The 25,344-nt window shown below is 46.5% G+C and carries 17 protein-coding genes; 9 read left to right on the top strand and 8 right to left on the bottom strand.

Features of this window, described 5'->3' with window-relative positions; translation table 11 throughout:
- Positions 1 to 2: 2 nt before the first annotated feature.
- The 3 genes from BUA34_RS05360 (at position 3) to BUA34_RS05370 (ending at position 7,335) form a co-directional block, all read left to right on the top strand.
- Complete coding sequence (locus BUA34_RS05360; protein WP_072827710.1) at positions 3 to 5,495, top strand: hypothetical protein; 5,493 nt, start codon at positions 3 to 5, stop codon at positions 5,493 to 5,495.
- 35 nt (positions 5,496 to 5,530) lie between these two features.
- Positions 5,531 to 6,241: a hypothetical protein gene (locus BUA34_RS05365; RefSeq protein WP_072827711.1), complete on the top strand. Its 711-nt coding sequence runs from the start codon at positions 5,531 to 5,533 to the stop codon at positions 6,239 to 6,241.
- Positions 6,242 to 6,336: 95 nt separating this feature from the next.
- Positions 6,337 to 7,335, top strand: coding sequence for a virulence RhuM family protein (locus BUA34_RS05370; protein ID WP_072827712.1), 999 nt, complete (start codon positions 6,337 to 6,339; stop codon positions 7,333 to 7,335).
- A gap of 95 nt (positions 7,336 to 7,430) precedes the next feature.
- Here the strand turns inward: BUA34_RS05370 and BUA34_RS05375 are convergent, their stop codons facing one another.
- A complete protein-coding gene (locus BUA34_RS05375) occupies positions 7,431 to 8,468 on the bottom strand; it encodes a Fic family protein (protein WP_072827713.1) in 1,038 nt (345 codons plus the stop codon).
- A gap of 84 nt (positions 8,469 to 8,552) precedes the next feature.
- Between BUA34_RS05375 and BUA34_RS05380 the strand changes: the two genes are divergently transcribed.
- A complete protein-coding gene (locus BUA34_RS05380) occupies positions 8,553 to 9,398 on the top strand; it encodes a 50S ribosomal protein L11 methyltransferase (RefSeq protein WP_072827714.1) in 846 nt (281 codons plus the stop codon).
- Between the two features lie 104 nt (positions 9,399 to 9,502).
- Here the strand turns inward: BUA34_RS05380 and BUA34_RS05385 are convergent, their stop codons facing one another.
- The 5 genes from BUA34_RS05385 to BUA34_RS05405 form a co-directional block, all read right to left on the bottom strand.
- Complete coding sequence (locus BUA34_RS05385) at positions 9,503 to 11,734, bottom strand: YgiQ family radical SAM protein (protein WP_072827715.1); 2,232 nt, start codon at positions 11,732 to 11,734, stop codon at positions 9,503 to 9,505.
- Between the two features lie 75 nt (positions 11,735 to 11,809).
- Entirely contained in the window at positions 11,810 to 12,838 is a 1,029-nt protein-coding gene (locus BUA34_RS05390; RefSeq protein WP_072827716.1) for an FISUMP domain-containing protein, read from the bottom strand.
- Between the two features lie 33 nt (positions 12,839 to 12,871).
- On the bottom strand, positions 12,872 to 13,525 hold the full coding sequence (locus tag BUA34_RS05395) for an epoxyqueuosine reductase QueH (RefSeq protein WP_072827717.1): 654 nt from the start codon (positions 13,523 to 13,525) through the stop codon (positions 12,872 to 12,874).
- Entirely contained in the window at positions 13,526 to 13,915 is a 390-nt protein-coding gene (locus BUA34_RS05400) for a hypothetical protein (RefSeq protein WP_072827718.1), read from the bottom strand.
- 179 nt (positions 13,916 to 14,094) lie between these two features.
- Positions 14,095 to 15,486 (bottom strand): hypothetical protein, encoded by a 1,392-nt coding sequence (locus BUA34_RS05405; RefSeq protein ID WP_072827719.1) that lies wholly within the window; start codon positions 15,484 to 15,486, stop codon positions 14,095 to 14,097.
- An 80-nt stretch (positions 15,487 to 15,566) separates the two neighbouring features.
- Between BUA34_RS05405 and rsmG the strand changes: the two genes are divergently transcribed.
- Positions 15,567 to 16,331 (top strand): 16S rRNA (guanine(527)-N(7))-methyltransferase RsmG, encoded by a 765-nt coding sequence (gene rsmG / locus BUA34_RS05410; RefSeq protein WP_139255881.1) that lies wholly within the window; start codon positions 15,567 to 15,569, stop codon positions 16,329 to 16,331.
- 225 nt (positions 16,332 to 16,556) lie between these two features.
- Here rsmG and BUA34_RS05415 read toward each other — a convergent pair whose 3' ends face one another.
- Both BUA34_RS05415 and BUA34_RS05420 read right to left on the bottom strand, forming a co-directional pair.
- A complete protein-coding gene (locus BUA34_RS05415; RefSeq protein WP_072827720.1) occupies positions 16,557 to 18,725 on the bottom strand; it encodes a PorV/PorQ family protein in 2,169 nt (722 codons plus the stop codon).
- The gene (locus tag BUA34_RS05420) at positions 18,718 to 19,281 is read right to left on the bottom strand and encodes a hypothetical protein (protein ID WP_072827721.1); all 564 of its coding nucleotides are present in this window, start codon (positions 19,279 to 19,281) and stop codon (positions 18,718 to 18,720) included. The genes BUA34_RS05415 and BUA34_RS05420 overlap by 8 nt, the downstream gene beginning before the upstream one ends.
- 72 nt (positions 19,282 to 19,353) lie before the next feature.
- Here BUA34_RS05420 and BUA34_RS05425 point away from each other — a divergent pair, with 72 nt between their 5' ends.
- The 4 genes from BUA34_RS05425 to BUA34_RS05440 all read left to right on the top strand — a co-directional run bounded on the left by BUA34_RS05425 (position 19,354) and on the right by BUA34_RS05440 (position 25,336).
- On the top strand, positions 19,354 to 20,544 hold the full coding sequence (locus BUA34_RS05425; RefSeq protein WP_072827722.1) for an FKBP-type peptidyl-prolyl cis-trans isomerase: 1,191 nt from the start codon (positions 19,354 to 19,356) through the stop codon (positions 20,542 to 20,544).
- Positions 20,545 to 20,904: 360 nt separating this feature from the next.
- Positions 20,905 to 21,771, top strand: coding sequence for a DUF4423 domain-containing protein (locus BUA34_RS05430; protein WP_072827723.1), 867 nt, complete (start codon positions 20,905 to 20,907; stop codon positions 21,769 to 21,771).
- Positions 21,768 to 22,985 (top strand): hypothetical protein, encoded by a 1,218-nt coding sequence (locus BUA34_RS05435; RefSeq protein WP_072827724.1) that lies wholly within the window; start codon positions 21,768 to 21,770, stop codon positions 22,983 to 22,985. The genes BUA34_RS05430 and BUA34_RS05435 overlap by 4 nt, the downstream gene beginning before the upstream one ends.
- Before the next feature lie 122 nt (positions 22,986 to 23,107).
- Positions 23,108 to 25,336, top strand: a complete 2,229-nt coding sequence (locus BUA34_RS05440) for a carbohydrate-binding protein (RefSeq protein ID WP_072827725.1) — start codon at positions 23,108 to 23,110, stop codon at positions 25,334 to 25,336.
- Positions 25,337 to 25,344: the final 8 nt, after the last annotated feature.

Here is a 25,344-nt window from a genome sequence, read left to right on the forward strand (position 1 = left end):
CTATGATAAATCCAGCTCAAAAAGGTTATGATTATCAAGATTTGTTGTGTGCGTATTTTGTAGCTCAATATATAGCATCCCAAAAATTAGATGTAGAGTTTTTATTTGATACCAAAGACGTTAATGGCGATAAATTTGATGATTTTAAAATATTTGATGGCGAAAAAATCTACTTCCGTCAAATTAAACATAGCGAAAAACATTGCTTAAAACAGAATGACTTCCTTGCTTCTGGATATCCCAATTTACATCTAAAAAAATTATTTGACTCATGGCTAAAGTTACCAAGAGACAATGCTGAATTTAGGCTTTGTCTTGCGTGGGGATTCCCTGAGGATGGTGATAAACTCAATGACGTTCTGAAACCATTGAATTCATGCAACAAGGTCTTTTCTGAAACGACCTGCTATAAAATAGACTGTGATAGCTTGTGGCCTCAAGGAACTGAAATTATTGATGATTGGAAAAAACTAAAGAATGATTTAAAAGATGTTGATAGGGATGAGTTTAAAAGGTTCCTTGATTCTTTAATTATTGAAGTTGATTATCCTAAAAAATCAAAACTAGAGAGCTTATTTTCAAAACTTGTTCAAGATATTGGTGTTGGAACATACCCTAATGACCATCTTCAGGTAGAAGCCGTATGTGATAAGATGCAGTTAATTGCACAAAAGTTAAGAGCAGATGCGTCAAAGAATCATGTATCAGCACTTAAAATTGCAGAAGATTGTCATATCGTTCTTAATTGTGGCGGAATAGAAGAAAACTTTCCTATCGATGAAAAAATGTATGTTGATGTTTCTGATCGACTGCAAACAATAAAAGATGCCTTAAGCCGAAATAATAAGGTCGTTGCCACTGCAGAACCTGGAGCGGGAAAATCCTGGCTAATAAACGCTTTAGAAAAAGATTGCAATCTAAATAATGTGACTTTGGTTAAACATTATTGCTATGTATCCTTAGAGGACTGTGATTTTGAACGGAGAGTCAGAACAACAACGCTTTTAGGTAGTTTAAAAGATCAAATTCAACAAACATTTTCTGGATTACATTCTAATAAAACATTTGCCGCTGATGTTGACGAAGTTAATAACTTGCTGAATCAAATATCATCTAAAACACTTGTGTTGATTGATGGTGTCGATCATGTGAAAAGAATTTATGCAAAGAACTCGTATAATGTCACGCAAAAGCAAGTCAATGTAATATCTGCAATGAATCAATTGGATTTTGATAATCCTAATGTTAAATTGCTGGTTATATCGCAACCTATATCGGAATTTTCATCATTAACGAATTTTCTAAATGTTGAAATTCCTCCGATATCGGTTGGTTTCGTAAGAAAGTATTTGAAAAAGGTAAGTTTAGACGACAAGGAATATGAAGGAACATTACTTTCAACATTAATTCATGAAAAAAGTCAAGGCAACGCCCTTTATTGCAAATACCTAGTAGAATATGCAAAGGCTAAAGCCTCATCGGAAGATTTATCCTGGTTGGGAAAATTACCATCTTACGATAACAATCTACAGTCTTATTACGATTACATTTATGAAAAATTAGATAGAAATATCGATGTTCCCACCGCTTTATGCGGGGTTGATTGTTCGCTCAATAAAGACGAATTAAAGGAAATAACTGGAGCTGGAAAATATATTGACGAACAATTGGAAATTCTAAGCCCCATACTAAGATGTAAATCTGCTTATGGTTATTCCATTTATCATGAAAGTTTCAAAAGATATTTATTTGATCTTTTTGAGAAAAATAAAGTTAATGTAAGAAAGAAGGTTTACGCTCCACTAATCGAATGGTTAGAAAATAAAAATTTTTATAAATACCCCAAGGCTTATATATGTCTTCTAAAATTATATCGTCAAATTGAAGACTATGGAAAAATTTTAGACACGGTTTCTGTTTCTTTTTTAGAAGACAGCATGCTTAATGCATGTTCATTTGAAGATCTGAAACGGAATCATCATTTTCAGAAAGAAGCTTTATTTTATGCAGATGACTTAAAAAAGCACATCATTGTTGCCGAACAAGCGAAAATGATATCGCAAGTTACTCCTGTTGAAGCAAGTGACTTTATCGCATATCTTGATGCCGTTAAGTGGAACATAGGCAATGATCGTGCCTATGATTTCATTCAACGAGAAGGCTCTTTAAGGTTTGATTTTGACAGCATATCCCGTTATTTGGCTAAACAGTCCTTTAAGCCGACGGAAGAAGTTCATTGGGATTTATGTAATTTTAGAGATTCTTTTGATCTAAAATACACCGGAAGATACGCTGTTATGCTATTAAAAACAGGGGCGTATCAGGAATTAGATGATTTTGTTTTGGAAATATACGAGAAATATGGCGATTATTTAGAATCAGTCTTGATTCCTATAGAAAAATGGAATGTAATTTATGGAAAGGAGTGGATGGAAAAAACTCCTAAAATAAAGCAATTATTTAAAGAAATTCGACCGAAGAACATTCTTTTAAATGAAGCTGTAGATTTATTAATAAAAGGTTGTAGATCGTATCAGGAAAAAGAATTATATAATCTTGTAAAAAATGTTGAATACGCAGCACAAGGTGCGTCTGAAGAAGCTGTCCGACTGGAAATAGAGAGACTAAAAGACAATTTCTGGTTCTATAATTGGATAATCTTTGACATACTGACTTCAAGATTGGATAAGAATTCTCTTAATATAGTCGTGTTAAAAGAGGCTTTTTCTTATTTAGCAAAAGATTTGGAACCTTTTAAGGGAATTCCTAGAGCGTGTGATTTACATTATTTATATCCTCATATTAATTTAACGTTTAGAAGGGCTTTATCTTTATGTAATGACGAAAAAACGCTTTCGGAATGTTTATCTCTTTTAGAACATGTATGCGAATTGACAACGACATTGCGAAATTCTGCCTATGGACCATTGACTGATGAACAGTATCTAGAATTGTTATTCGAGTATGCACCTGAAAAATACCCTATAACCAAACAAGAACAAATAATAGGTGACTCAAAATATCGTGGATACTACCAAGACCTTGCAAATTTATACTTTAAATTCTCTGTATTGTTAGCGAAACGCGGAAAAAACTCTCTTGCCCAAGAGAATTTTAAAAAGGGTGTAAAATCATTTTGGGGATATGGATTTAGAAAAGATGCTAGTCTTTACGAATTATTAAATTGCTTGTCTCAATATGCTAATTATACAGGAAATATTGATCGTGACAAACTGATTGAATTGTTTGAAATGTCAATGGCTATTGTCCATCATACGGATGGTAGTGGAACTAACCAGTTTCCCATGGATGTGTTCGAACGCATACTAGAAATTGATTCTAATTTTGCTATAGAATTTCTATTAAAAATGGGACTTAGCAAAGATGGGCCGAATGGTTATTTGGAAGAAATGACATCGGTTTTACTTCGCAAGAGCATGCAGCAGGTTTCTATTGACGAATGGTTCCTAGCTTGTCAAACGCAACCCCTTTTAAATTCTGATTGTGTCTTGTTGTATGGCTTGAAAAATTTGCAAAATGTCGCAAATGAATTAAGAACACCGTTTCGCAATTGGGTTGAACAAATACCATTTATTTCATCTAAAGTAGATGACGAATATTCTGAATGGTATTCTCAAGAAACATCTTCTTTGTATAAGGAAGTTTTTGATGTTGATATTTCTAAGAAGAAAGATGACGGAAAACCTTTAGGAAATTTCAACTTTAAGATGGATAGAGAGCACCCTCCATTTAAAGCCGTTAATGTTGAAGAAGCTGAAAAATATTTTTTGAGATATTCACTGAGAAAGTCTGATCTTAATAAATTCTTTAAATTGTTTAATTCTTTAAATCAGAACGATAAATTTAAAATAATCTCGCAATACATAAAATGCTATGAAACCTACTCGCAGACTACCATAGATTCATTATTGGACAATATTCAAGATGAAGAAACAACTATTTATCTTTGCGTTATTTATTTCGTTTATACATTAAGAGTTAGAAGCAAGCTTGAAGAAAATCTAAAGTATTTCAAAAAAGCTTATTCTATTAATTCTGAAAAAGCTATGAAGTATTTGAAACAATTTTTCGGAATGTATATTGCTGAAAATGATTGGCCTTATTGGGTCTCTTCAACAATCATTAAATTTTTAATGGAAATAAAAGCGGATACAAAACAGGTTCAAGAAGCTTTCGAATTATTATACAAGATTACAGAGAAGAAACTGCCTATAGATACTCGCATTCCTTTTGAAAGTCAAATAGAACAAAAGGGAAGTCTTGACAATTACTCTTATCAGGTAAAATTGGTTCTTTTGATAATTTCACGATTAAATAGATTGGGCATAGAAAAAAGTCAACATGCTATATATGCCTTAACTTATATTGCAAAGAAAAATCCTCAAAATTATATTGAGGCTTTGACGTATATTTACTCTGAAAAAACAGAGATTCTTCCCGTTTGTCGAGCGGCATTATTGCAAATAGTGTCTGATTTTGTTTCAGAAGATTATATTTCAGAGGATTTTAGAAAAGCTATAAAGAAAAAATACCCAACAGAATATTATTATGAAGATTGGTTAATATCCAAGTGGGTTGATTTCGGTTTTGATATCATACACGGGAATAAGTCTATTGCTTATCCTGATTCTTCCGCTGATTATGGATATATCCCGTCTATTAACCATAAATATGAAAAACTTTTGGGAACGGGATTTAGTTTGAAGGGCTCATATAACGCACTTCAGTATAAAATTAAGCAACTTGCGCAAAAATATGGATCTGATTTTGATTTAAGTGCAGATGGAATAAGGGCAATGCATATTGGTTTATCTAATGCCATTTATGAAGTGATTAATGAAGACCGTTATAATGATTTTTCATTATATAAGAATTTGGATGGGACAGATTTGGTTTCTCCGTTTATGTTGGAAAATATAATCCGTTATATCGGTTCAAAGGAAAAAAAGCCTTATTTCATGACTGATGAATGCAATTCTCGTCGAATAAAGGCTTCAGATTTTCTTTGTCCAGATGGTGATGAAACTTGGGCAGTTTTAGTTCGCTACGAAGAAGAATGGCATGACGTAAATTCAATTGCGAAAACGAAGACAAGTTTTGAAAATATGGATGCAAGATTAGAAAAAGATCACCCGTCCATTATCTTCCAAGTTCAACAATATAGCCTTGATAGGGATTATTCAATTGATAGGAGCATATTAGCAAAGTTAGATATCAAGGACCCGTTTGAAATGTTCTTTATAAGATTTTTCTCTCCTGCTGCCATGAAGAAAATGGAACTCCACATCAATCCAAATATGTTTGAAGGCCTAAAAGCGCTAGATAAAGACGGAAATATTGTTGCTAAAATGATTACTTGGGAAGAAAACTTCTATGGGAGTATCAGGCAAGGCGTTGAAATCCCCTGTCAAAAAGGAACTGCATTGTTGTTCAAAAGAGACTGTTTAAAGTTGCTTGAACCACTTATATCTTAGTCTTATAAAGTATAACATTTTTATTGAGGTGAAATATGAGTTTGCCTATTGAAGTTGTTTCGGCTATTTCAGGTGCCATTGCCGGTGGAATTGTTTCTTGCGTTTTCAGTTATTTTAATGACCGACGTAAAGAACGCCGAGCAGACGAGAAAGAAGAGGAAAAAGAACGGCAAAGACGTTTTGAGAACCGACCTGAGTTCAAGATAATTGATTTTCAGGTTGGTTCAAAATATACTGAAGAAAATTTCCGTGAGGAACGATTGCAAGCAGTAACAGCAGAATTTAAGCCGTCTATAGAAGATGGATTTGTTTATGCGAATTTTTCTGCTGAGGAGTTAGATAAAAATGAGTGGATTTCTGTTCGTTATACTTTAGAAAATGTTGGCAAGACCGATGTTTCGTCAATATCGTTGATTTGTCAAAATAAACGCTACTCTTGGCTGTGCGATAAATACCTGGCTGATGATTTGATGAAATCGCGCGTGTTGCGCTATGTTGCGTATTTTGACAATAAAGTTCGTATTGGTGAAACTTTCGAAATAGAGGTCTTTTATAATAAAAATCATTCCCATTTGCCTTTGTTGGACATAGGAATGCAAACTCCCGATGCTCGTTTCTGGACGCAACCGTTGTTTTTTCCCTGCAATAAAGTCGGTGACAGTAAAGAAATTGAGTATACAGAATATTTAGAAGCTGTAAAAACGGATGTCGCAGAGGAATGCTTTAAGAATCCTTGGATGTGGTGAGATGACAATATAGAGTAACAATTCGACCTATTGCACGAAAAAGTACAAGAACCTATTTTAAGGACTAGAGGAAAAACGGGAATTAGAGGTTTTAGATGTCAGAGAATAAAACAGGTGAAATTGTTATATACCAGACTGATGACGGACAGACAAAGATTGATGTCCGGTTTGAAGACGAAACTGTCTGGCTTACACAGGCGCAGCTTGTGGATTTATACCAGTCGAGCAAGGCGAACATAAGCGAACACATCAAGCATATTTTCGAAGAAGGTGAACTTGACGAAGTTTCAGTAGTTCGGAATTTCCGAACAACTGCGGCTGACGGCAAATTGTACAGTACGAATTATTACAATCTTGACATGATTATTTCCCTTGGTTATCGCGTAAAGTCGATCCTGGCGACTCGTTTTCGTCGTTGGGCGACTGAACAGCTTAAGGAATACTTGAAAAAAGGTTTCTTGCTGAATGACCAGAGGCTCAAGGATGCGGGTGGCGGAAATTATTGGTATGAACTTTTGGATAGAATTCGCGATATCCGCTCTAGCGAAAAGGCTTTGTATCGGCAAGTTCTCGATTTGTATGCGACTAGCGTTGATTATGACCCTAAAAGCAAAGAGTCCATCGCTTTTTTCAAGATGGTGCAGAACAAGTTACATTATGCTGCGCATGGGCATACGGCTGCCGAAGTCATCTTTGAACGGGCGAATGCCGAAAAGCCGTTTATGGGCTTGACCACATTTAGCGGGAGCATGCCGACAAGAAGAGATGTGGTGGTTGCTAAGAATTATTTGGACGAAAAAGAACTCAAGGTGCTGAATAATCTAGTTTCGGGTTATTTTGATTTTGCGGAAGTCCAAGCAATTCGCCATAATCAGATGCACATGAGCGATTATGTGGAGCATCTAGATAAGGTGCTTTCTTCGACAGGGGAAAAGCTCCTTGATAATGCGGGAAGCGTGAGCCACAAACAGGCTGTTGATAAAGCTCTTGATGAATATCGGAAATATCAGGTATTAACGCTAAGCCCTGTGGAAAAGGCATATCTTGAGACGATTAAAAGTATTGAGAAAAAGGTGAAAAAGAAGAAGGGGTAATGCGGATGTTTCCGCAGGTTGCGGAAAATTTGCCATTTGAATGCATGGGATTTCTTGATGGTTGGAAATCTCATAGTCTGTGGAAATGCTGATTTTTACCCTTCCACCCTTTCATCCTTCAGTCTATACCGTTTGCTTCTGCCGCCTTTGTTGTTCGTTTGCAAAATTCCTTTGTCCATGAGGCTTTGGATTTCGCGGAGGGCGGTGTCGTGGCTTGTGTTGAATAATGCAGCGGCTTCTTTGGCGGTGAAGGGTTGCGCGAGGCGGCCTGCCATGATTTCGTCGATGAGTTGCTGTTCGCGGGCGCTAAACGTGTCGTTTGCGTGGGCGTTGCGGAACTGGATGCGGCTGATTTCTGCGGCGAAAAGTTGTTCGCTATCTTTGATGGCGTTTCGCAGCATTTGTAGGAACCACAAAATCCATTCGGTGAGGTCACCGCTTGCGGCTTGCGTGCGTGCGAGGATCTTTAAGTATTCGCCTTTGTGAATGTTAATTTGTTTGTTCAGCGCGTATTGGCAATGAGTCGTGTTCTCGGTGCGTGCAAGTTGCATGGCTGTGATGGCGCGGGCGAGTCTGCCGTTTGCGTCGGCGAAGGGGCGAATCGTGATGAACCAAAAATGTGCAATTGCTGCTTTAATCACCCCGTCTATATTTGCGCTTTCAAACCACGATAAAAAGTTTTCCATTTCGCTTTGGAGGCGTTCCGGATTCGGACCTACAAAATGGAGTTGCTTTTCGTCGATGGTCGTTTGCACTTCGTTCGGAACTTCGCGAAACTTTAAGACTTTGTTCTGGCCCATCGCAGAATGCCAGTTGAAAAGGCGTTCTTCGGTGAGGGGCTGCGAGGCGTTCTGGATGGCGCCTAGATAATTTTTGATGTAGTTTTGCGAGCCCTTGCTTTTGAGTTCCACTTCGGCTAGCGTGTTCGTGGGGTCAAGCGTGTAGCCGTCGATGGCGTAATTGGCGACGATGTCTTCGGCGAGGAGCTTGGCTTCAATGTCCTTCAATCCGCAGATCTGCATGATTCCGATGAGCTTGCCTTCTTCAAGGCGTGTCTGCCCAAGCGCTTGGAGCACCTTGGGAGAATCGAAGCGGAATCGCGTCCAGTCTGGGAATTGGTGGATGTAAAGCATGGTCTTTTCTCAAATATATTTCTTTTTCCGGCGTTATTTGGCGCGCGCGTTTCAATGCTCCGTTGAATTTGATAAATTTAAACTATGCAGAAAATTGAAACTTGGTACAAGGCTGAGGGCAATTGCCCCGATGAAGAATATGAAATTGCAAGCTACCTGCTTTTCGAGGCGGGTGTTGCGACGCTCGAAGAACTCGATCCGGTGACCGCTGGCCGCACGGAGTTCTGTTTTTATACGGGCGACAAGGCGGAACGCGACCGCATTGTGGCGGAATTTCCGCAGTACAATTTCAAGGTCACCGAAGAGCCTGCGAAGGATTGGGACAAGTGGTGGCGTGACCGTGCGCAGCCGGTGGCGGTAAGCGAGCACCTTTGGGTGCGTCCGCCTTGGGTGGAATTCACGCCGGAAGATCCTGAAGCGGTTGTCTTGGAACTTGAGGCAAAGACTGCATTTGGAACGGGCGAGCACGAAACGACTAGTAGCTGTGCTGCGCTTATGGAAAACGTTGATTTCAGGGGCAAGACGGTTCTCGACATCGGTACGGGTACGGGCATCTTGGCGATGTTTGCTCGTCGTAAGGGCGCAAGCCTTGCTGTGGGTACGGAAATTGACCCGCTCACGATTCCCTGCATTGCGGAAAACTTTGAACGCAATGGCTTTGGTGAAAGTGACTGCGTGCTCGGTTTCTTGGATGCGTTCAAGGATGGAACGAAGTTCGACGTGATTCTCTGCAACATGATTCGCAGCGAACTTTGGCCGCTTCGCGACGACATTGAAGATTTGCTCGCCGAAGGCGGCGAACTCATCATCAGCGGACAGCTCGTCACTGAAAAGGATTACATCCTTAAGTGGTTCGAAGAAGCTGGTTTCAAAGTCTCCGTCGAACGCACCAAAGGAGAGTGGTGGAGCGTTCTGGCGACAAACGCATAAGGCGAGTGTTGCAGCCAAGCTAGCTTGGCTATAACCGAGCCGCGCGTTTGGCAAAATCACTCCGTGATTTTGCAATGGTGGAGCGTGCTTGCACGCTCCTAAAACTACTTCTTAAACGATGGTTTCTTAAATCCTTTGCCGTGTGAGCGGCGGCTGGCGAGGTTTATCTCGCCGCTGTTGAAACGGTTCTTGTCTTCGACATTGCGGTGTTCGCGGAACGGCGCATTCTGCTGATTCCCGCGGCGGTCAAAGTCGCGACGTTCATCTCGATGGAAGTCGCGGCGTTCTTGGCGTTCTCCATCTCGTTCAAAACGGTCGCGACTCTCGCTGAATCCACGATTCTCGCTAAAGCGATTTTCGCGCAGCTCGTACCCGTCGTCTCTCCAACGATTCTTGACTTTCTCTTTTTTCGGGCGTAATGCATTTGTGCGTTCGTCGCGCTTTTGCATTTCGCGATTGCGGAAGTCTTCGTTTTCTTCGCGTTCCTTGCTCGGGAAGTATTCCTTGCCCTCCGCCATTGCAGTGCGGCTCAGCAACAAACGGCTGACCTTACCCATCTTGAGGCGTTCCAAAACTTCGCGCAGGTGCGGGCGGTTTGCCGGGATGTACCAGAAGAAGAACTGCTTCTGGTTTGCTTTTTCTTCGGGCGTTTTGGCGACAAAGAGCGGCTTTCCGTCTGGCGTCATCTCGGCGTAGAACATTTCGGTCGCAATGGTCATCGGCGTTGGTGTAAAGTCTTGCACTTGTTCCAACTGGAAACCCAATTGCTTTGTTTCGAGTGCAAGTTCGGCCATATCGGCTTCGGTGCATCCCGGATGGCTACTGATAAAGTATGGAATCAGCTGCTGCTTTTTGCCGATGCGTTTACATTCGTCGTCAAAGAATTCCTTGAACTTGTGGAACAGCGTAAAGCTCGGTTTGCGCATCAATTTCAGCACGGCATCGCTTGTGTGTTCTGGAGCGACTTTCAAGCGACCGCTCACGTGGTAGTCGATGAGTTCGCGGGCGTATTCTTCGTGGTCCTTGCGGAGTTCTTCGTCATCCGTCTCCTGCAAGAGCATGTCATAGCGCACACCGCTTCCGATGAACAAATGCTTCACTTTCGGATGGTTGCGCACTTCGCGGTACAGCTCCAAAATTTCTTTATGGTGCGTGTCCATGTTGTCGCAAATCTTGGGCGTAAGGCAGCTTGCACGGGCGCACTTTTGGCAACGGCTCGGATCTCGGCCACGCATGTTGTACATGTTTGCGCTCGGGCCGCCAAGGTCTGTGATGGTTCCGGCAAAGCCTTCCATATTCGTCACGATTTCGACTTCGCGCAGGATGCTTTCGCGGCTACGGCTTGCGATGAACTTGCCCTGGTGTGCGTTGATGGCGCAAAAACTGCAACCGCCAAAACAGCCGCGGTGCGTGTTGATGCTGAACTTGATCATGTCGAACGCCGGAATGTTGCCGCGCTTCTTGTAGCGCGGGTGCGGTTCGCGGGCGTAGGGGTATTCAAAGCTTTCGTCGAGTTCGCCGTATTCCATCGGCGGGTACGCGGGGTTAATCACCACGGTCTGTTCGGCGACATCTTGCAGAATGCGGTGCTGGAACCACTTGTTGCATTCGATGTCCACCCTGCGGCAGTTTTCGATCTGGTTCCTCTTGCTTTCCAGACATTCTTCGTAGCTGTACAGTTGCAAGTCTTCCCACTTGCTGTTCTTCGGGACGTTCCCCTTGGGCGCCAAGTAGGCGGTCTGCGGAACGGAATTCAGGCTCGAAAACGGAACGCCTTTTTTGAGCAACCGAACGATTTCCTTGAGCGGCTTTTCGCCCATGCCGTAAACGAGAATATCGGCTTGCGTATCAAACAGAATGCTCGGCTTGAGTTTGTTGCTCCAGTAGTCGTAATGCGTCACGCGGCGAAGGCTCGATTCGAGGCCGCCAATGAGCAATGGCACATCGGGGTAGAGCTTCTTCAAAATTTTTGCGTATGTGTATGTCGCGTAATCGGGGCGGAATCCGGCCTTGTTCCCCGGTGTAAATGCATCGTCGCTGCGGAGGCGTTTGGCGGCGGTATAGTGGTTCACCATGGAATCCATGCCGCTCGAAATGGCAAAGAAAAGTCGCGGCTTGCCGAGCTTCTTAAAGTCGCGCAAGTCGTCGCGCCAGTTCGGCTGCGGCAAAATCGCCACGCGCAAACCCTCGTGTTCCAAAAGTCGCCCGACAACCGCATGCCCAAAGCAAGGGTGGTCCACATAGGCGTCGGCGCTGATGATGATTACGTCAACGTAATCCCAGCCCAGTTCGTCCAGGTCTTCTTTGCAAATGGGTAAAAATCGAGGATCGTACATAATGGAACTTTGGGGTTGAAAAGTTTATAAATCTAAAGATAGAAAACGCAAGTGCCGGCGAAATTTATTTTCGTCTTATTCCGCGTTCCCTTTGACGCAACGGATGGATAGCCCGTATTCGTTTTTGTTATGGGGCCAAAGGGTTGCACCATCGGATTCATTGAAACTAGCCGCATAGAAGGAAGGATCTTCAAATTCTGTTGATGTCCAAAATAATGCGTATTCGTTGTACGAATGGAATCCGTCTGTGTAGTGAATTCCTGCTGCAACGACGGAAAAACCGTTGGGATCCTTGTTGACTTTGCCCCATGTTTCGGCTGCTTTTAATTCGCCTCCGGAGCAATTGAAAATGAGAACGGTGTCTTGATAAGGTTCAATGCTGCAAGAGTGGTCCTTTAAAAGTTCCGCCCATTCATCGACAGTGGGCAAATGCCAACCTTCAGGACAAACTTTTTTTGCGGCTTCCCAAGTGTAGAGCCTTCCAAATTTTTGGCAGTGTTCGGGGTTGTTGGCGTAACACCAGTTGGTTTCTTCGCTGCCCTCTTCGGTCTCGATTTTATAGTTCATGTTTTGTGCGGTCCACACATGATTGCTAATGACGATGGTGCGGTAAACCTGGTCATCGCGCTTGTCCAAAAATTCGCCGTAAGAAACGTCTGGATTCAAGTATTCCATGGTGACGCAGTCGTGCTCGGTGCAATCGTAAAAATAGAGTGCGGCACTGGATTTGGGGGCGTCGGAACTGGAGCTGCTCTGGGTGGCGCTGGAACTTTTGGGTGGTTCGGAACTTGATGATTTCGCCTCGGAACTGGACGATTTTGGGACCGGCTTTGAACTGCTTGATTCCGGTGCTTTGCTCGACGACGAGGGCTCAATACTTGACGATGATACTATAACTTCAACGTGGTTTGAAAAAAAGATGTTTGTTATTTTCGAGCGTGAAAACGAACTTGAAGAACTTTCGCTGTCTGTGCTGTCGGGGACTCTGATAATTTCGATATTGCCGGAATGGGGTTCTTCGCTATGCGCGTCAGCGACGTCGTTGCTACAGCCTGCTACGACGGCAAATAAAGCGGCGAATATGTATCCCCTGATTTTGGTCATTTAATAGAATTATATATAATAACGCCTTAAATGTCACGCGGTTTTATTCGTTTCGCGTTCTTGTGCCTCGCGCATGGAATACACGCACCCGCAAAAATTCTGGCGGTAAAGGTTGTATTCGTGCGATAGCTGGATGGAGCGCTTGTAGCCGCCCTTCTTCTTGAAGTCGCTCGGGAGACGCTTGATGCCGTAAATGTCGCATTGTTCCTGAACCACCTCGTTGAGCACCTGGGCATCCTTCATCGGGCTGATGGTAAGCGTTGTGGTGAAATAGTCGCAGTTCAGTTCCTTGGCAAGTTTCGCCGATTCGGCGAGGCGGAGTTCAAAACATTTGCGGCAGCGCTTGCCCCCTTCGGGTTCATGCTCTAGTCCGCGAGCGATATCGTAAAATTTTTTCGGGTCGTAATCGCCTTCGACGAGTGTAACGGGGTATTTTGTCTTAAATTCGGCGACAAATCGTTTAATCTCGTTTACGCGGTGCTGGTACTCTTCGGCGGGGGCAATGTTTGGGTTGTAATAGAAAAGCGTAATTTTGAAATATTGGGAAAGATATTCAATTGTGTAGCTGCTGCATGGCGCACAACAGGCGTGCAACAAGAGCGTCGGCACTTCGCCGGTCTTTTCGAGCCTGCGAATGATGCGGTCCAGGTCTACCTGGTAATTATGCTTCGGCTGTTGCTTTTCCATTTATCCTAAAGTCCCTACCGCGACAATCCAGAAGCAAATGGTCGATGCTATGGCGAGCGGTCCCATCACATGGCGTTCTTTGGCGCTCAGGCTAAAGAATACCGTTGCCGTGTAAAACGTCAGGTAAACTGCATAGAAAAATGCAAGGATTCGGATAATTCCAAATGGAATCGTCTCAGGCAGCACGTGCCCTGCGCTTAAAAGGGTAAACAAAGCCACAAATTGCATGATAATCGGCAATACGAATGCCCGACGGACTTCTTGCGGTACGACCTTGTGGCGGCCGTTCATGGCGTACATGCCGAGCGGTGCGCCCAGTGCAAGCGCTATGTTCAGTGCGATGGAGGGCAAAAAGACGATAGAACCGATGATTGCAGCGATATAAAACATATCCCTAAGATAAAAAAAAGGACTCCTTCAGGCAAAGGAGGGAACCTAAAGGAGTCTGAGAGTGTTTGGGTATTATTAATAATAGATTTCTTTACGGCTGTAAACCTGTTTCCTCAAGAAAATTATGGTTACAAATGTGTCCAGTTTATTGAAAAGGGTGCCTTTTGGGATAAAATGTCTCAAAATTTGAGGCTAGCTTGCAAATGGGCGTAGCTAGGACTGAATGTTTTGGTTCTGGTTTTCTTGAAGGCGAAGACTAAATCGCAGCCGAGCCAGTCGCTGTTTAGCTTGATTTCGTTTTGGACGGAGATGCTTTTGGCGGGGTTCGTTTGTGGAAACGCAATGGTCAGTTTGGCGAGAGCGTTGTTGCTGTGGTAGCCTGCGCCGAGTTCGATTTTGGGTGTTTTTGTGCGGCTGTCCTCGCGGCGGACTTTGGCGCTTGCCTTGAGCGTAAACGACTCCCATGTGGATTCTATGCTTCCGTTCCATTCGGTGCGGTCGCAGTTTTCGCTTGCTTCGATGCAGGTTGCGCTCAGGCTTGGGCGGAATCGGTCGGGACCTGAGGTCAGGGTTGCCTTGAAGCGGGCGTTTACAGAGTCCGAGGCGATTGGGCTTAGCACGCGTGCCTTGATGGAGAAAACGGTGCTGTATACTTCGGGCCATTGGACGTTGATTGTTTGCGATGCCCAAAGGCGGTTCTCGGCTATGATTTTGCTCAAGTTGAGACCTTGCGGGATGGAATCGCCGTGGATGTAGGCTGTTGTTTTCCAGGAGATACGGTCGCCTTGGTTTTGCAGTTGAATCTTGATAAGCGGGAGGTCTTGCCCGAATTGGTACCAGCTGGATATTTGCCCTAGTGTGGTGTGCGCTTGCAATGCGATGGCGGTTGCGTTTGGAAATTTCCAAAATAAGGCGGAAATTTGGTTCGTGCGGTTGGGGTGAAAGTCTAACCCTGCGTGGAACGCTTTGCTGGTGTCGAGGTGCGCGCCTAGCCGGAATTTACCGACAGGGTAGAGAACTGTTGCTCCCCAGAGGGTGTCGAGCGGCAAATGGCTGTGAAATTCTAGGGTTGAAATTTGTCCGAAATGAGCTTCGTAACTGTCACGTCGGTAGGATAGCAATTCTTGTGATCCAAGGCGGAGCCTGAAGTAATAGAACTGGACTTGAAGTTCTTCACGGTGCTTTTTCAAGTGGCCATCGCTATCGTATTGCCCTTTCCATGTGAAGTGCCCGTGCGGGATGATGGATGGTGGCGGCGTCGTTTTTGCGGACTGCGCGCTTTCTGCGGTTTTAGATTTCCGCTTTTTACGAGGTTTCTTTTCTGTGGTTTTGTTGAAATTTGCACAGGGCTCCTGTGCGTAAACTTCGGCGAGTAAACACGCTTCGTCGTAGTTTTCTTCTTCGAGTCGGGAGAAAATTTCATCGGCCTCTGCTGGCGTGATGATGCCGTCGTCCCACCATTCGAAAACTTGCGCGGCGTCTAGCGGTGGTGCAATTGTTGATGTTTCTTCGGCGTAGGCTTGGGCTATTGCAAAAATAGCGAGTGCAAAAATTAAAAGTATTCGATTCAAAAGAACCTCCCTTATATAAACACCCGCGAGAGAGCCTTTTGGACTAAAAAAAGAATGAAAAACTTTCTAAATTTTGAAACATGGCAAATTCTTCTTGGTCAAAAAATTCCAAACCCCGTGGCGCGAGTGCGCTTGGCAAGGACTTTATCCCGCACATGAAGGCTCCTCGCACGGAGTTTCCGCTTTTTAACGGAAAGCGCGTAACACCCTCGCTTGCGGGGCTCGATAAGCTTTTGCATTACTATGGTGTGGAACTCCAACCTGAAACGCTCAAGCAAATTTGGGAATTTCACCAGTTGCTCCGCGCGAATAACGATGACCAGGATTTAACTCGCCTCAATGCTTTTGAGACGATGGTCGAACGCCATTATGCTGACTGCACGCTCATCAACGCTTATGTGCCCAAGTGGCCTGCCCGCATGATTGACGTTGGCAGTGGTGCCGGATTTCCCGGAATCCCGCTTAAAATCGTGAACCCGTCCATTCAACTTACTTTGTGCGAACCGCGCCCGAACCGCATCAACTTTCTCAATATGGTCATTGAAAAAATGGGCCTCAAGGGAATCGACGTGTTTGGCCACAAGGTCACGAGCCGCAGCATGACAATCCCTGTCGATGGCGTGATTAGCCGCGCGTTTGAGCTCATGGAAAAAACGCTCCCGCGCATTGCAAATTCACTCAAGGTTGGTGGCCGCGTGTACTTTATGAAGGGCCCTGCGGTAGCCGATGAACTCAAGACGTTCTACCCTGAAGATTTCGGTTACAAGTTTGTCGGGAAGCATTTCTACACGATTCCGAACAGCACACAAGACCGTGCGCTGATTATTCTCGAACGCGAAGAATAGAGCGCGTGGAATAGGGCGCGATTTTTCCCATTATCATATAAAAGGAGATGCCCTCCCCATTCGCGGATCATGACCACGTAAGAGCTAGTTGCATTCAAGGCGAGTGTCGCGACAGGCTGCTTGCAGACTGTCATGATTGAGCCGAAGATGCTGACGCAAAGCGTCAAAGCTCTAAGTGGTCAAAGAGAACGGAGTCCGGCATGACATCGTGGAGGCAGAGACTGCTTAGAACTTGAACAGCATGCCGAAGCGCATCTGGCCATCGCGAACGCCGTCTGCACGGCCTACGTTCTTGATTGTAGCCCAGTCGAACTGCAGCACATCGGAGAGCATCACTCCCACACCGAAGTCCACTTCGTTACGTTTGCCCTTGTAGTCGTACAAGTAACCGAGGCGAAGAGCAATCGTGTTAGAATAAATGAATTCAGTACCGAAGTTGAAAACGCCCTGGAGGAACGTGTTCGTCTTGTCGTCTTCCGGATCAAAGAGCGATTTCCAGCAAGCGATGTAGAACGGTTCCGGATTGCCCTTGTCGTCATCCATCACAACTTCGCGGTTGTAGTCAAATGCGACTGTCCACTTGTAATCGGCCATGCTCAAGATTTCGTAAGAAAGCCCGAGGCGCCAAGTCAAAGGAATCGGGTCTTCGATTGTCTTATCTACATAGTAGACGCTCGGACCGATGTTTGCAAGGACCAATGCAAAGTTGAGTTTCGGGATAATGAGGTTCTTTTTCAAGACGCCGATATCGAATGCGTAGCCGAACGTCGTTGCTTCTTCTTCGCCGGCAGCTGCACCGGAACTCAGGTCGGAGTAGAAGAACTTGATAGAAAGGCCGAGGCCCCAGTCGTTCGGGAAGCGCGTGCCGTAGCTTACGCCGCCGACGATTTCGGAACTGTTGTAGGCCACGAGGTCATCTGCATCCAGGTCGCCCGAAACCACTGTAGAACCGAACGAAACGAAGTTCACGGAAACACCGAGCGTTCCCCAGTCGTTGAGCGGAATGGTCATACCGCCGTAGAGGTGGTAAAGGTCAGGAATGTTCAAAACCGGCAAAAGCTTTTCGTAGAATGCGGTGAGCTGGTAGTCAGCGTCCTTGTACTGCTCCATGCCGTTTGCCGTGCTGAACCAAACGTCGTTACCTTCGGGGAGCACTGCCCAGACTCTATTGGTCGAAAGACCATTGCCCTGGTGGTAGTGCGTCCATTCGTCGTCGCGCTTGGTGGCTTCGGGGTCTTCCTTGGAACTGCGTTCGAGTTCTGCCTTACGTCCACTTGCAGTAGCGTAATCCGGCAGGTGGCGCCAAACGCCGAGGTCAGTTGCAATCCAAATTGCACCCTTGCGGTCTACAGAAACGTCATTTACAGTGTTGTTGGCGAACTGTACCTGTTCCCACTTGCGGAGCGTGAAGTGCGAGAGACCGCCCTTGTGGGTTGCCCAAACGTGACCCGAACTGTCGACTGCAAGTGCGGTCGGGTTCAAGTCCATGATGCCGTCTTCCTGGTTGAACAGGCTCCAGCGGTCTTTGTCGTTAGAGCTCTTTTTCGGGGTAAGGCGAGCAACACCAGCGCCGTCGACTGCCACGTAAAGTTCCTTGCGGTTTTCGGACCAGACGAGTGCGTTAATCTTTTGGCTCGGGAGGACTTTACCCTTCTGTTCGAAAGCGCCATTGCGGTAGACGAAGAGGCCGTTGTCCGTACCAATCCAGAGGGAGGTGCCTTGCTTGGTGAGTGCTGTAATGCGGCGTTCGCCGAGTTCCGTTTCGAAGGACTTCCAGCCCTTGCCGTCAAAGCGGTAGAGACCCTTCGGGGTTCCGACCCAGAGCTTTTCGGTAAGGCTTTCGTAGAGGATTGCTGTGATGGTGTCCTTGACGACCAAGTCCCAGGGCATCTTGACTTCGACGACGTGAGATTCGTCGTCTGCGTTTTTCACATCGTTAAAAGCTTTGACAACGCGCGTGTATTCATCGAGTCCGCGTTCGGTACCGACGAAGGTACGTACAGCGTCCTTAATCTTTGCGTTACCCTGCAAGGTGACGGAGTAGTAGTTGACCCACTGTTCGCCGTCGAATTTGAGAATACCCTTTGTAGTACCGGCCCAGAGTTCGCTCTTGTCGAAGAATCCGTTCTTGGAACGGGATGCCATGTGCGTAAAGAACGGTGTTTGCTTGGCATCGGCTTTGTAGGAACTGCGCCATTCGTCGGCGAGCGGTCCAAATGCGAGGCCTGCCGGGTTGTAATACATGGCAGTAGCGTCATCGGCGAGTGCGGCACCGACTTCGCCCATACCAAGTTGGCGGGCACCAACGGGCATTTGGAGAGTAATGATTGCCGAGCCTGTGGCAAGAGCCATGGCAGGGGCTAAAAGAATTGCAGATAATAGTGACTTACGCAAGTTGCCTCCAATCCGGGACGCTATAGGTGTTTCCGTGTGTCGGGATTACTGCCTTCCATCCGGATTTACTCGGGTTTTCCCAGGGTTGCTTCGGTAAAAGCTTACAGTCGCAGCCCAAGACATAGGGGGGTAAAATTTCCGCGTGATTACGAATCTGTTCGCGGGTGATGAAATTTTCTTCACTGACGAATTTGCAATAATTTTTGCCTTTAGGACCAAGCACGATTCTGTAAGTGGCCGTGCCGTTCTTGTCCCCTTCGTCAATGGTCCTGATGGTTTCCTCTAGCGTGGCGTTCCACTGCTCGATGTAGGATAACCTTTGTTCTGGTGTTAAATCTTGCGTTTCGAGCCATGCCCTGATAGATGCTTCGGAAGGCTTTACGGCGGTGAGCGTCTCGCGGGCGGGGCGACCGATAGCCGCATACTGGCCCGATACGTCGATGACCGGTTTGGACGGCTCTTTTTCGTCGGAATTGCGCGTGCCCACATAAATGCCGATGCCGGCGAGGACGATGGACAATAGCACAATCGCGATGACGATAATGATTGATAGCATATTTAAATCCGTTTACGATAAATCCTTACTCTCAAAAACTAGCATTTTCTATTTTATAAGATAGGAGATATTATGTTAAAATTAAAGTTTTTTCTTGTGTTACTTGCTTGTAGTGTTGCTTGGGCTGTTCCGTTCAGCTCTGAAACGCTCAAGGAAGGTAGTGGAGAGCCCATTCGTGCAGGTCAATTGATCCAGGTCCATTATAAAGGCTATTTGGCAGTAGACAGTGCCATTGTGAACAAAGCGGCAACCGATTCGACTATAGAAGTTCCGTATTTTGCAAATTCTTATTACAGCGAAAAACCGCTTGAATTCACGGTTGGCGTAGGCCAGGTGATTGAAGGTTGGGACAAGGGTCTTTTGGGCATGAAGATTGGCGAAGTCCGCAAACTCTCGGTGCCCTCGGTGATGGCTTATGGCGACAACTCGCTCGAAGGTATTCCGCCTAACAGCGATTTGATGTTCGTTGTTGAACTTGTTCATGCTGAAAAGCCGCTCGAAGCAGACAAATTCCCTGCCGATGTCGAAAAGCTCAAGTGGCGCGACATGGGCCGCGGTCTTAAGGTCTATGACGAAAAGGTCGGTAGCGGCAAGTTGAATGCTGCTGGCAATACCATTAAGGTTCACTACACGGGCTGGCTCTTGTCGGGCCGCAAGTTCGGTAGCTCCAAGGATTTGGGCAAGCCGCTTGAAGCCGTGATGGGCGCTGGCAAGATGATCAAGGGCTGGGAAGCAGGCCTTGAGGGCATGCGCGAAGGCGGCGTGCGCTGGTTGCGCGTTTCTCCGGCGATGGGTTATGGCGCTATGGCGTTCTCGATGATTCCGCCGAACTCTACGCTCGTGTTCCGCGTTGAAATGGTTTCTTCTGAACTGGATCCGGAACTTGCAAAGAACATGGACTTCTTCCCGGATACGACGCTCCTCAAGTACGAAAACGGTCCTGAAGGTTTGCGCTATGCTGTCGTGAAGCAGGGCGATGGTGAACCGGCCCGTTCCGGCCACCGCGCTATTGTGCATTACACGGGCTGGATGGTGAACGGTTACAAGTTCGATAGCTCCCGCGATCGCGGTCAGCCGTTTGCATTTGAACTCGGTGCAGGCAACGTAATTCGCGGCTGGGAACTCGGCGTGCAGGGCATGCTCCCCGGCGAAAAGAGAATCCTCGTGGTGCCGCCTGGCCTTGGCTACGGTAGCCGTGGTGCAGGTCCGATTCCTGGTGGCGCAACGCTTATCTTTGCTGTGGAATACCTCGGCGAAGAATAAGTTAGAACGCCTGCCTTCAATCCCGTCATCCTGAACGGCTTTAGCCCAATCCAGTGAAGTCTTGGTTATAATAGAAAAGTCCGCCGTGCGCGGGCTTTTTTTTGTGCGATGCAAATTTGGCGTCAATTGAAATTTTATTTATTTTGAATAAATTAATTCACTGCTAAAACTCAAAAAAATTGTGAAATAGTCGTTTTTTCGCCATTTCCCTCAAAAATGATATTCTATCTATTTATTATCTTTAGTTACCACTTTCCCTAACCCCAAAAACCTGCTACCGACCACCCGTTGACAAAATATCCATACCAAATGTTTACATTGAGGGGCCTCGAGGGTAAGATTTAAATATTTTAGATATTGATGGTTACTTTTTCTGACATAGCGGATTACCGCGACTTCTTGAAGGAATTCTACGACAGGCGCAAGGTCGAGATGCCCTTCTACAGCTACCGCATGATGGGTGATAAGCTCGGGCTAGACTCCAGCTATCTCTATCGCGTATTGCAAAAGAAGCAGCACTTGCCTGCTCATGCATTACCTGCGGCAAAGGAAATCCTTGCGCTGAGTGGTCGCGAGGCCGAATACTTCGACCTCCTCTATTCTGCTGCTGTCAGCAAGGATAAGACCAAGCGCGAAGAACTTATGGCGAAGGCACTTTCGCTCCGCGATGTGGAACGCCATTCTTTGCAAGCCGCCGAACTTAAACTTCTTGAAAACTGGTGGATTCCTGCGGTACGCGCCTACCTGGAATTGAACGGTGGGGTGGTGAATGTCAAGCAGATTGCTAGGGACATTTGCCCGCCGATTACCGAGGAACAGGCTCTCGAAGCCATTGAAACTTTAAAGAGCGTCGGTCTCGTGAAAAAGCTTGCATCGGGCAAGCTCGCACTTACCGAAGCCCATTTGACAGTAGGGGGCCCCGAAAAGGCCAAGGCTGTGCGCAATTTCCAGCGCCAGGTGTTGAGCCTTGCGAGCGACGCGCTCGAAAACGTCCCCGTCAATGAACGCAATATTTCTACACTGACTCTTTCTGTAGACCAGTCCTGCTTCGAGGATTTGGGCGACATGTTGAGGGAATTCCGCCGTTTAGTCCAAAAAAGAGTAGACGGAGCCAAGAATCCTGACCGTGTTATGCAGCTTTCTATGGCATTTTACCCGGTAGCCCGTAAAGGAGGGGCTTCGGAAAATACTATAATAAAAGGGGAAGGTGCAGGAGATAAAAAATGATTAAACGGGCGTGGACATATGGGTTGGCGACGTTGGCACTGTGCAATGTCGCCTGCGATAGCGGTCGTACCGCTGGATCGTCGATGGAAACGGAAAATTCCATCGCGGTGCTTACTCAATTGGCCGATGGCACGCCTGCTGCACGTATGGACGTTATTGTCCGCCCTGAATCTTATTTGTCGGGTGCAACCGAACTGGGTTCGGACTCCCTTTACCAGTTGCATTTCGAAACGGACGAGCAGGGCCGAGTGGTTCTGTCTGATGTCCCGTCGGGCTCCTATGTAATCGAAGCCCGTAATGATTCCTTGAATTTGAAGGGCTTTGCAAAGATTGCCTATGTGGAATCTGATTCCACGACTCCTTTGACAGTCGAAGTTTCTGAACCGACCAAGGTTTCCGGTCGTGTCGGCCTTCCGCAGTTGGTCCGCCGTTCTGCAACCGTTTCTGTGCAGGGCTTGGACTACCAGGTCCCGATGGATTCTACCGGTTACTTTGAATTTGAATCGCTCCCGAACGGTAATGTCGAAATTGTCGCGTTTGTAAATGAATCTGGCGCAGACTCGGTTACGGAATATGGCCGCATTGAGGCAGACGTCGGTGCGCAGTCCGATGCTGGGCTTTATCTAGGCGACTCTGCGTACGTCAAGAACTATTTTGTATTTGACGACTTTGAAAATGGCGCTGGCGTTTGGGAAGCTACCGCATCGCTCAACGCTGAGGTTCGCTTCAACATTGAATCGGCAGGTCTTGGTCGCGAAGGTAAGGCCGCCCACTTTATCTGCAAACGCGATTCTGCGGCTCAGTGGGACTGGGCACTTATCGGTCGTGAACTTGGCGGTTATGTCAACATGAGCAATCTGGATTCCATCCGCTTCTGGGTCCGCGTCTCGGCCCCGTCTAGAGTCTCGTTCTCGTTCGACAGGTTCGTAAACGATGATTCTGTGACAAGTTCTGACAATATCAAGTCTTGGCGCCATTTCGATGCGGATACGGTCTGGACGCAGTTTACCGTGATTCCGGCGGAACTGGATACGGCTGACAGCAATGGCGGTAACTACGGTTGGGAAGCGGTGAAGGACAGTGTCACAAAGATTGGCATTTTCGGCGCTATGGATACGGAAGTCTGGGTGGACGATATCGAAGTCTTTGGCTACGGTATCTTTGACCCGTACGCCCCGGTTGTGAAGAAGAGCGTTGTCCGGAAAGAAGAGTAGATTTATCCACTATTGACATTTTATCAATGGACCTGCATCGCTTTGCAGGTCTTTTTTTGTTGTTTGGAGGTAGATTAATAATGGATGGATTGGCGGTGTATGGCTGGTCCGAAGGAGTGTGTATGAACATGAAACGTTTGGCTGCACTGGGCTTATTTGCTGGCTTTGGTGTAAGTGCGCTTGCTGACAACCCTATTTCTAGCTATCACTATCTGGCGGACCCTTCTTGCGCCTCTGACGGTGATACCTTCTACATCTTGACCGATGTGGATGACTATAACAACCAGACGAACTGGAACTACGATATTGTCGGCCTTTACGCCTTCACGTCTGAAGACATGAAGAACTGGACTGATCACGGCATGATTTTCCGCTCCAGGCGTGAATTCGGGAACTATCCGAACAACACCTGGGCTTCGGGCATTGCCGTGAAAAACGGTAAGGTCTATATCGTTTACCCCGATGGCGCGAGCGGCGTGGGCATGATTACGGCCCCTGCAATTGACGGCCCTTATACGGACCCGATCCAGGCTTCTCATGGCGTGAACAGGATCGCTGGCGGTGGCAACAGCGTTATCGGCGGCTGCGATGGCATCGCGCACTGCTTTGACCCGGGCATTTTCTTTGATGACGACGGCACGGGCTACGTGATTTTTGGCGGTGGTGAAAGCGGCCAGCGCCCCTATGGCAACAACTTCGATATCATCAAGTTTACCGAAAGCAACGGCAAAATTACCATGGACAAGAACTCCCTTACGAGAGTCCAGTTGCCGAATTCCTTTGAAGCTCCTTACTTGCACAAGAAGGGGAACACTTATTACTTGAGTTTCAATAACCGTAGCCAGATTATCGATTACGGTACGTCCAACAAGATTATGGGGCCCTATACTTATGTGGGCCAGGTCATTCCGGGCATCGGCTCTGTGCCCGATGCTCACGGCGAAGGCGGCAACAACCATCACGGTTTTGCTCCGTTCAAGGACAAATGGTATGCCGTGTACCATGACCGCCGTTTGGTGACTTCCAATAACCATCCGGCTGCAACGACGCAGCAGGGCGTGCGTTCCGAAAATCCGAACTACGAAAACCACAGAAGCGTGTCCATCGATGAACTCACCTGGAATGGCGACAAGATGAACAAGCTCACCTTCACCCGTGAGGGCCCCAAACAAATCAAGAACTTTGACCCGTACAAGACATACAAGGCAACGACGAGTTCCAAGCAGATGAACATCCGTAGCCGTACTGACTGGACTAAGGGTCAGCCGGTGAAGCACGTGCTCTTGCCGCTCACGAGCCGTAGTGAATCTTGGATCCGTGTTTCTGGCGTGGACTTCGGTAAAGGTGCTGAAAACCTCCGCATTAAGGCTGCAAGCGTGGCCGATGGCAACACGATTGAAATCCATAAGGGTAGCGCAAGTGGTACGCTTGCCGGTACTTGCAAGATTGCAAAGACTGCCAATAACATGACCTTTGGCGACAACGATTGCGAATTGACTGGCCTTACGGGCGTTGTCGATGAATTGTTCTTCGTGTTCAAGGGCTCCAAGGATTCGACCATGGGTATTCTCGAATGGGAATTCCAGGGCACGAAGCGTGAACCTGAACCGCAGACTCCGTTTGGCGGCAAGGCTTGGGCAATTCCGGGCAAGATCGAAATGGAAAACTTCGATGAACCGGGCTATGGCGCAGGTAACGATTCTTACGCCGATAATGATTCCGATGACCATGGTGCAGATTCCAACGATGGCAAGAGCTACCGCGAAGGCACGGGCGTCGATATCTACAAGAAGGCAACAGGCTATGTCGTCGGTTACAACCAGGCAGATGAATGGCTGGAATACACCGTGGATGTGGCTGCAGAAGGCGACTACACGATGTTTGCAGCGGTGGCTTCTGCCAATGCAACCTCTAGCTTCAAGCTCTCCATCGATGGCGACGATATTACGGAATCGATTACGGTTCCGAAGAACGATGGCGAAGAAAACTATGACGACTACAGCAAGGTGAAGGCTAACGTGAAGCTCCCGGCTGGTAAGCACATTCTCCGCTTTACGGTGACTGGCGACTGGATGGACATTGACTATATCCAGTTTGCAAAGGGCAAGGACGCCAAGGATCCGGATGAAGGTGAAGAAGTGGCTATCCGCCAGAAGATTCGCATGAATGCGATGACTACCGCAACCTTCGACGTGTTCGATTTGACCGGCAAGAAGGTGGCCTCCTTTGTGGCTCACAACTTGGCCGATGCTAAGAAGATTTGGCGCGAAGGCGCCCATGGTGTGCAGGGCTTCAGCCTCATTCGCAACCGTAGCACTGGTGCTACTGCCAAGGTTCGCACCACTCGCTAATTTCTTAA

The organism is Fibrobacter sp. UWB12, assembly GCF_900142485.1.
Lineage (GTDB): Bacteria > Fibrobacterota > Fibrobacteria > Fibrobacterales > Fibrobacteraceae > Fibrobacter.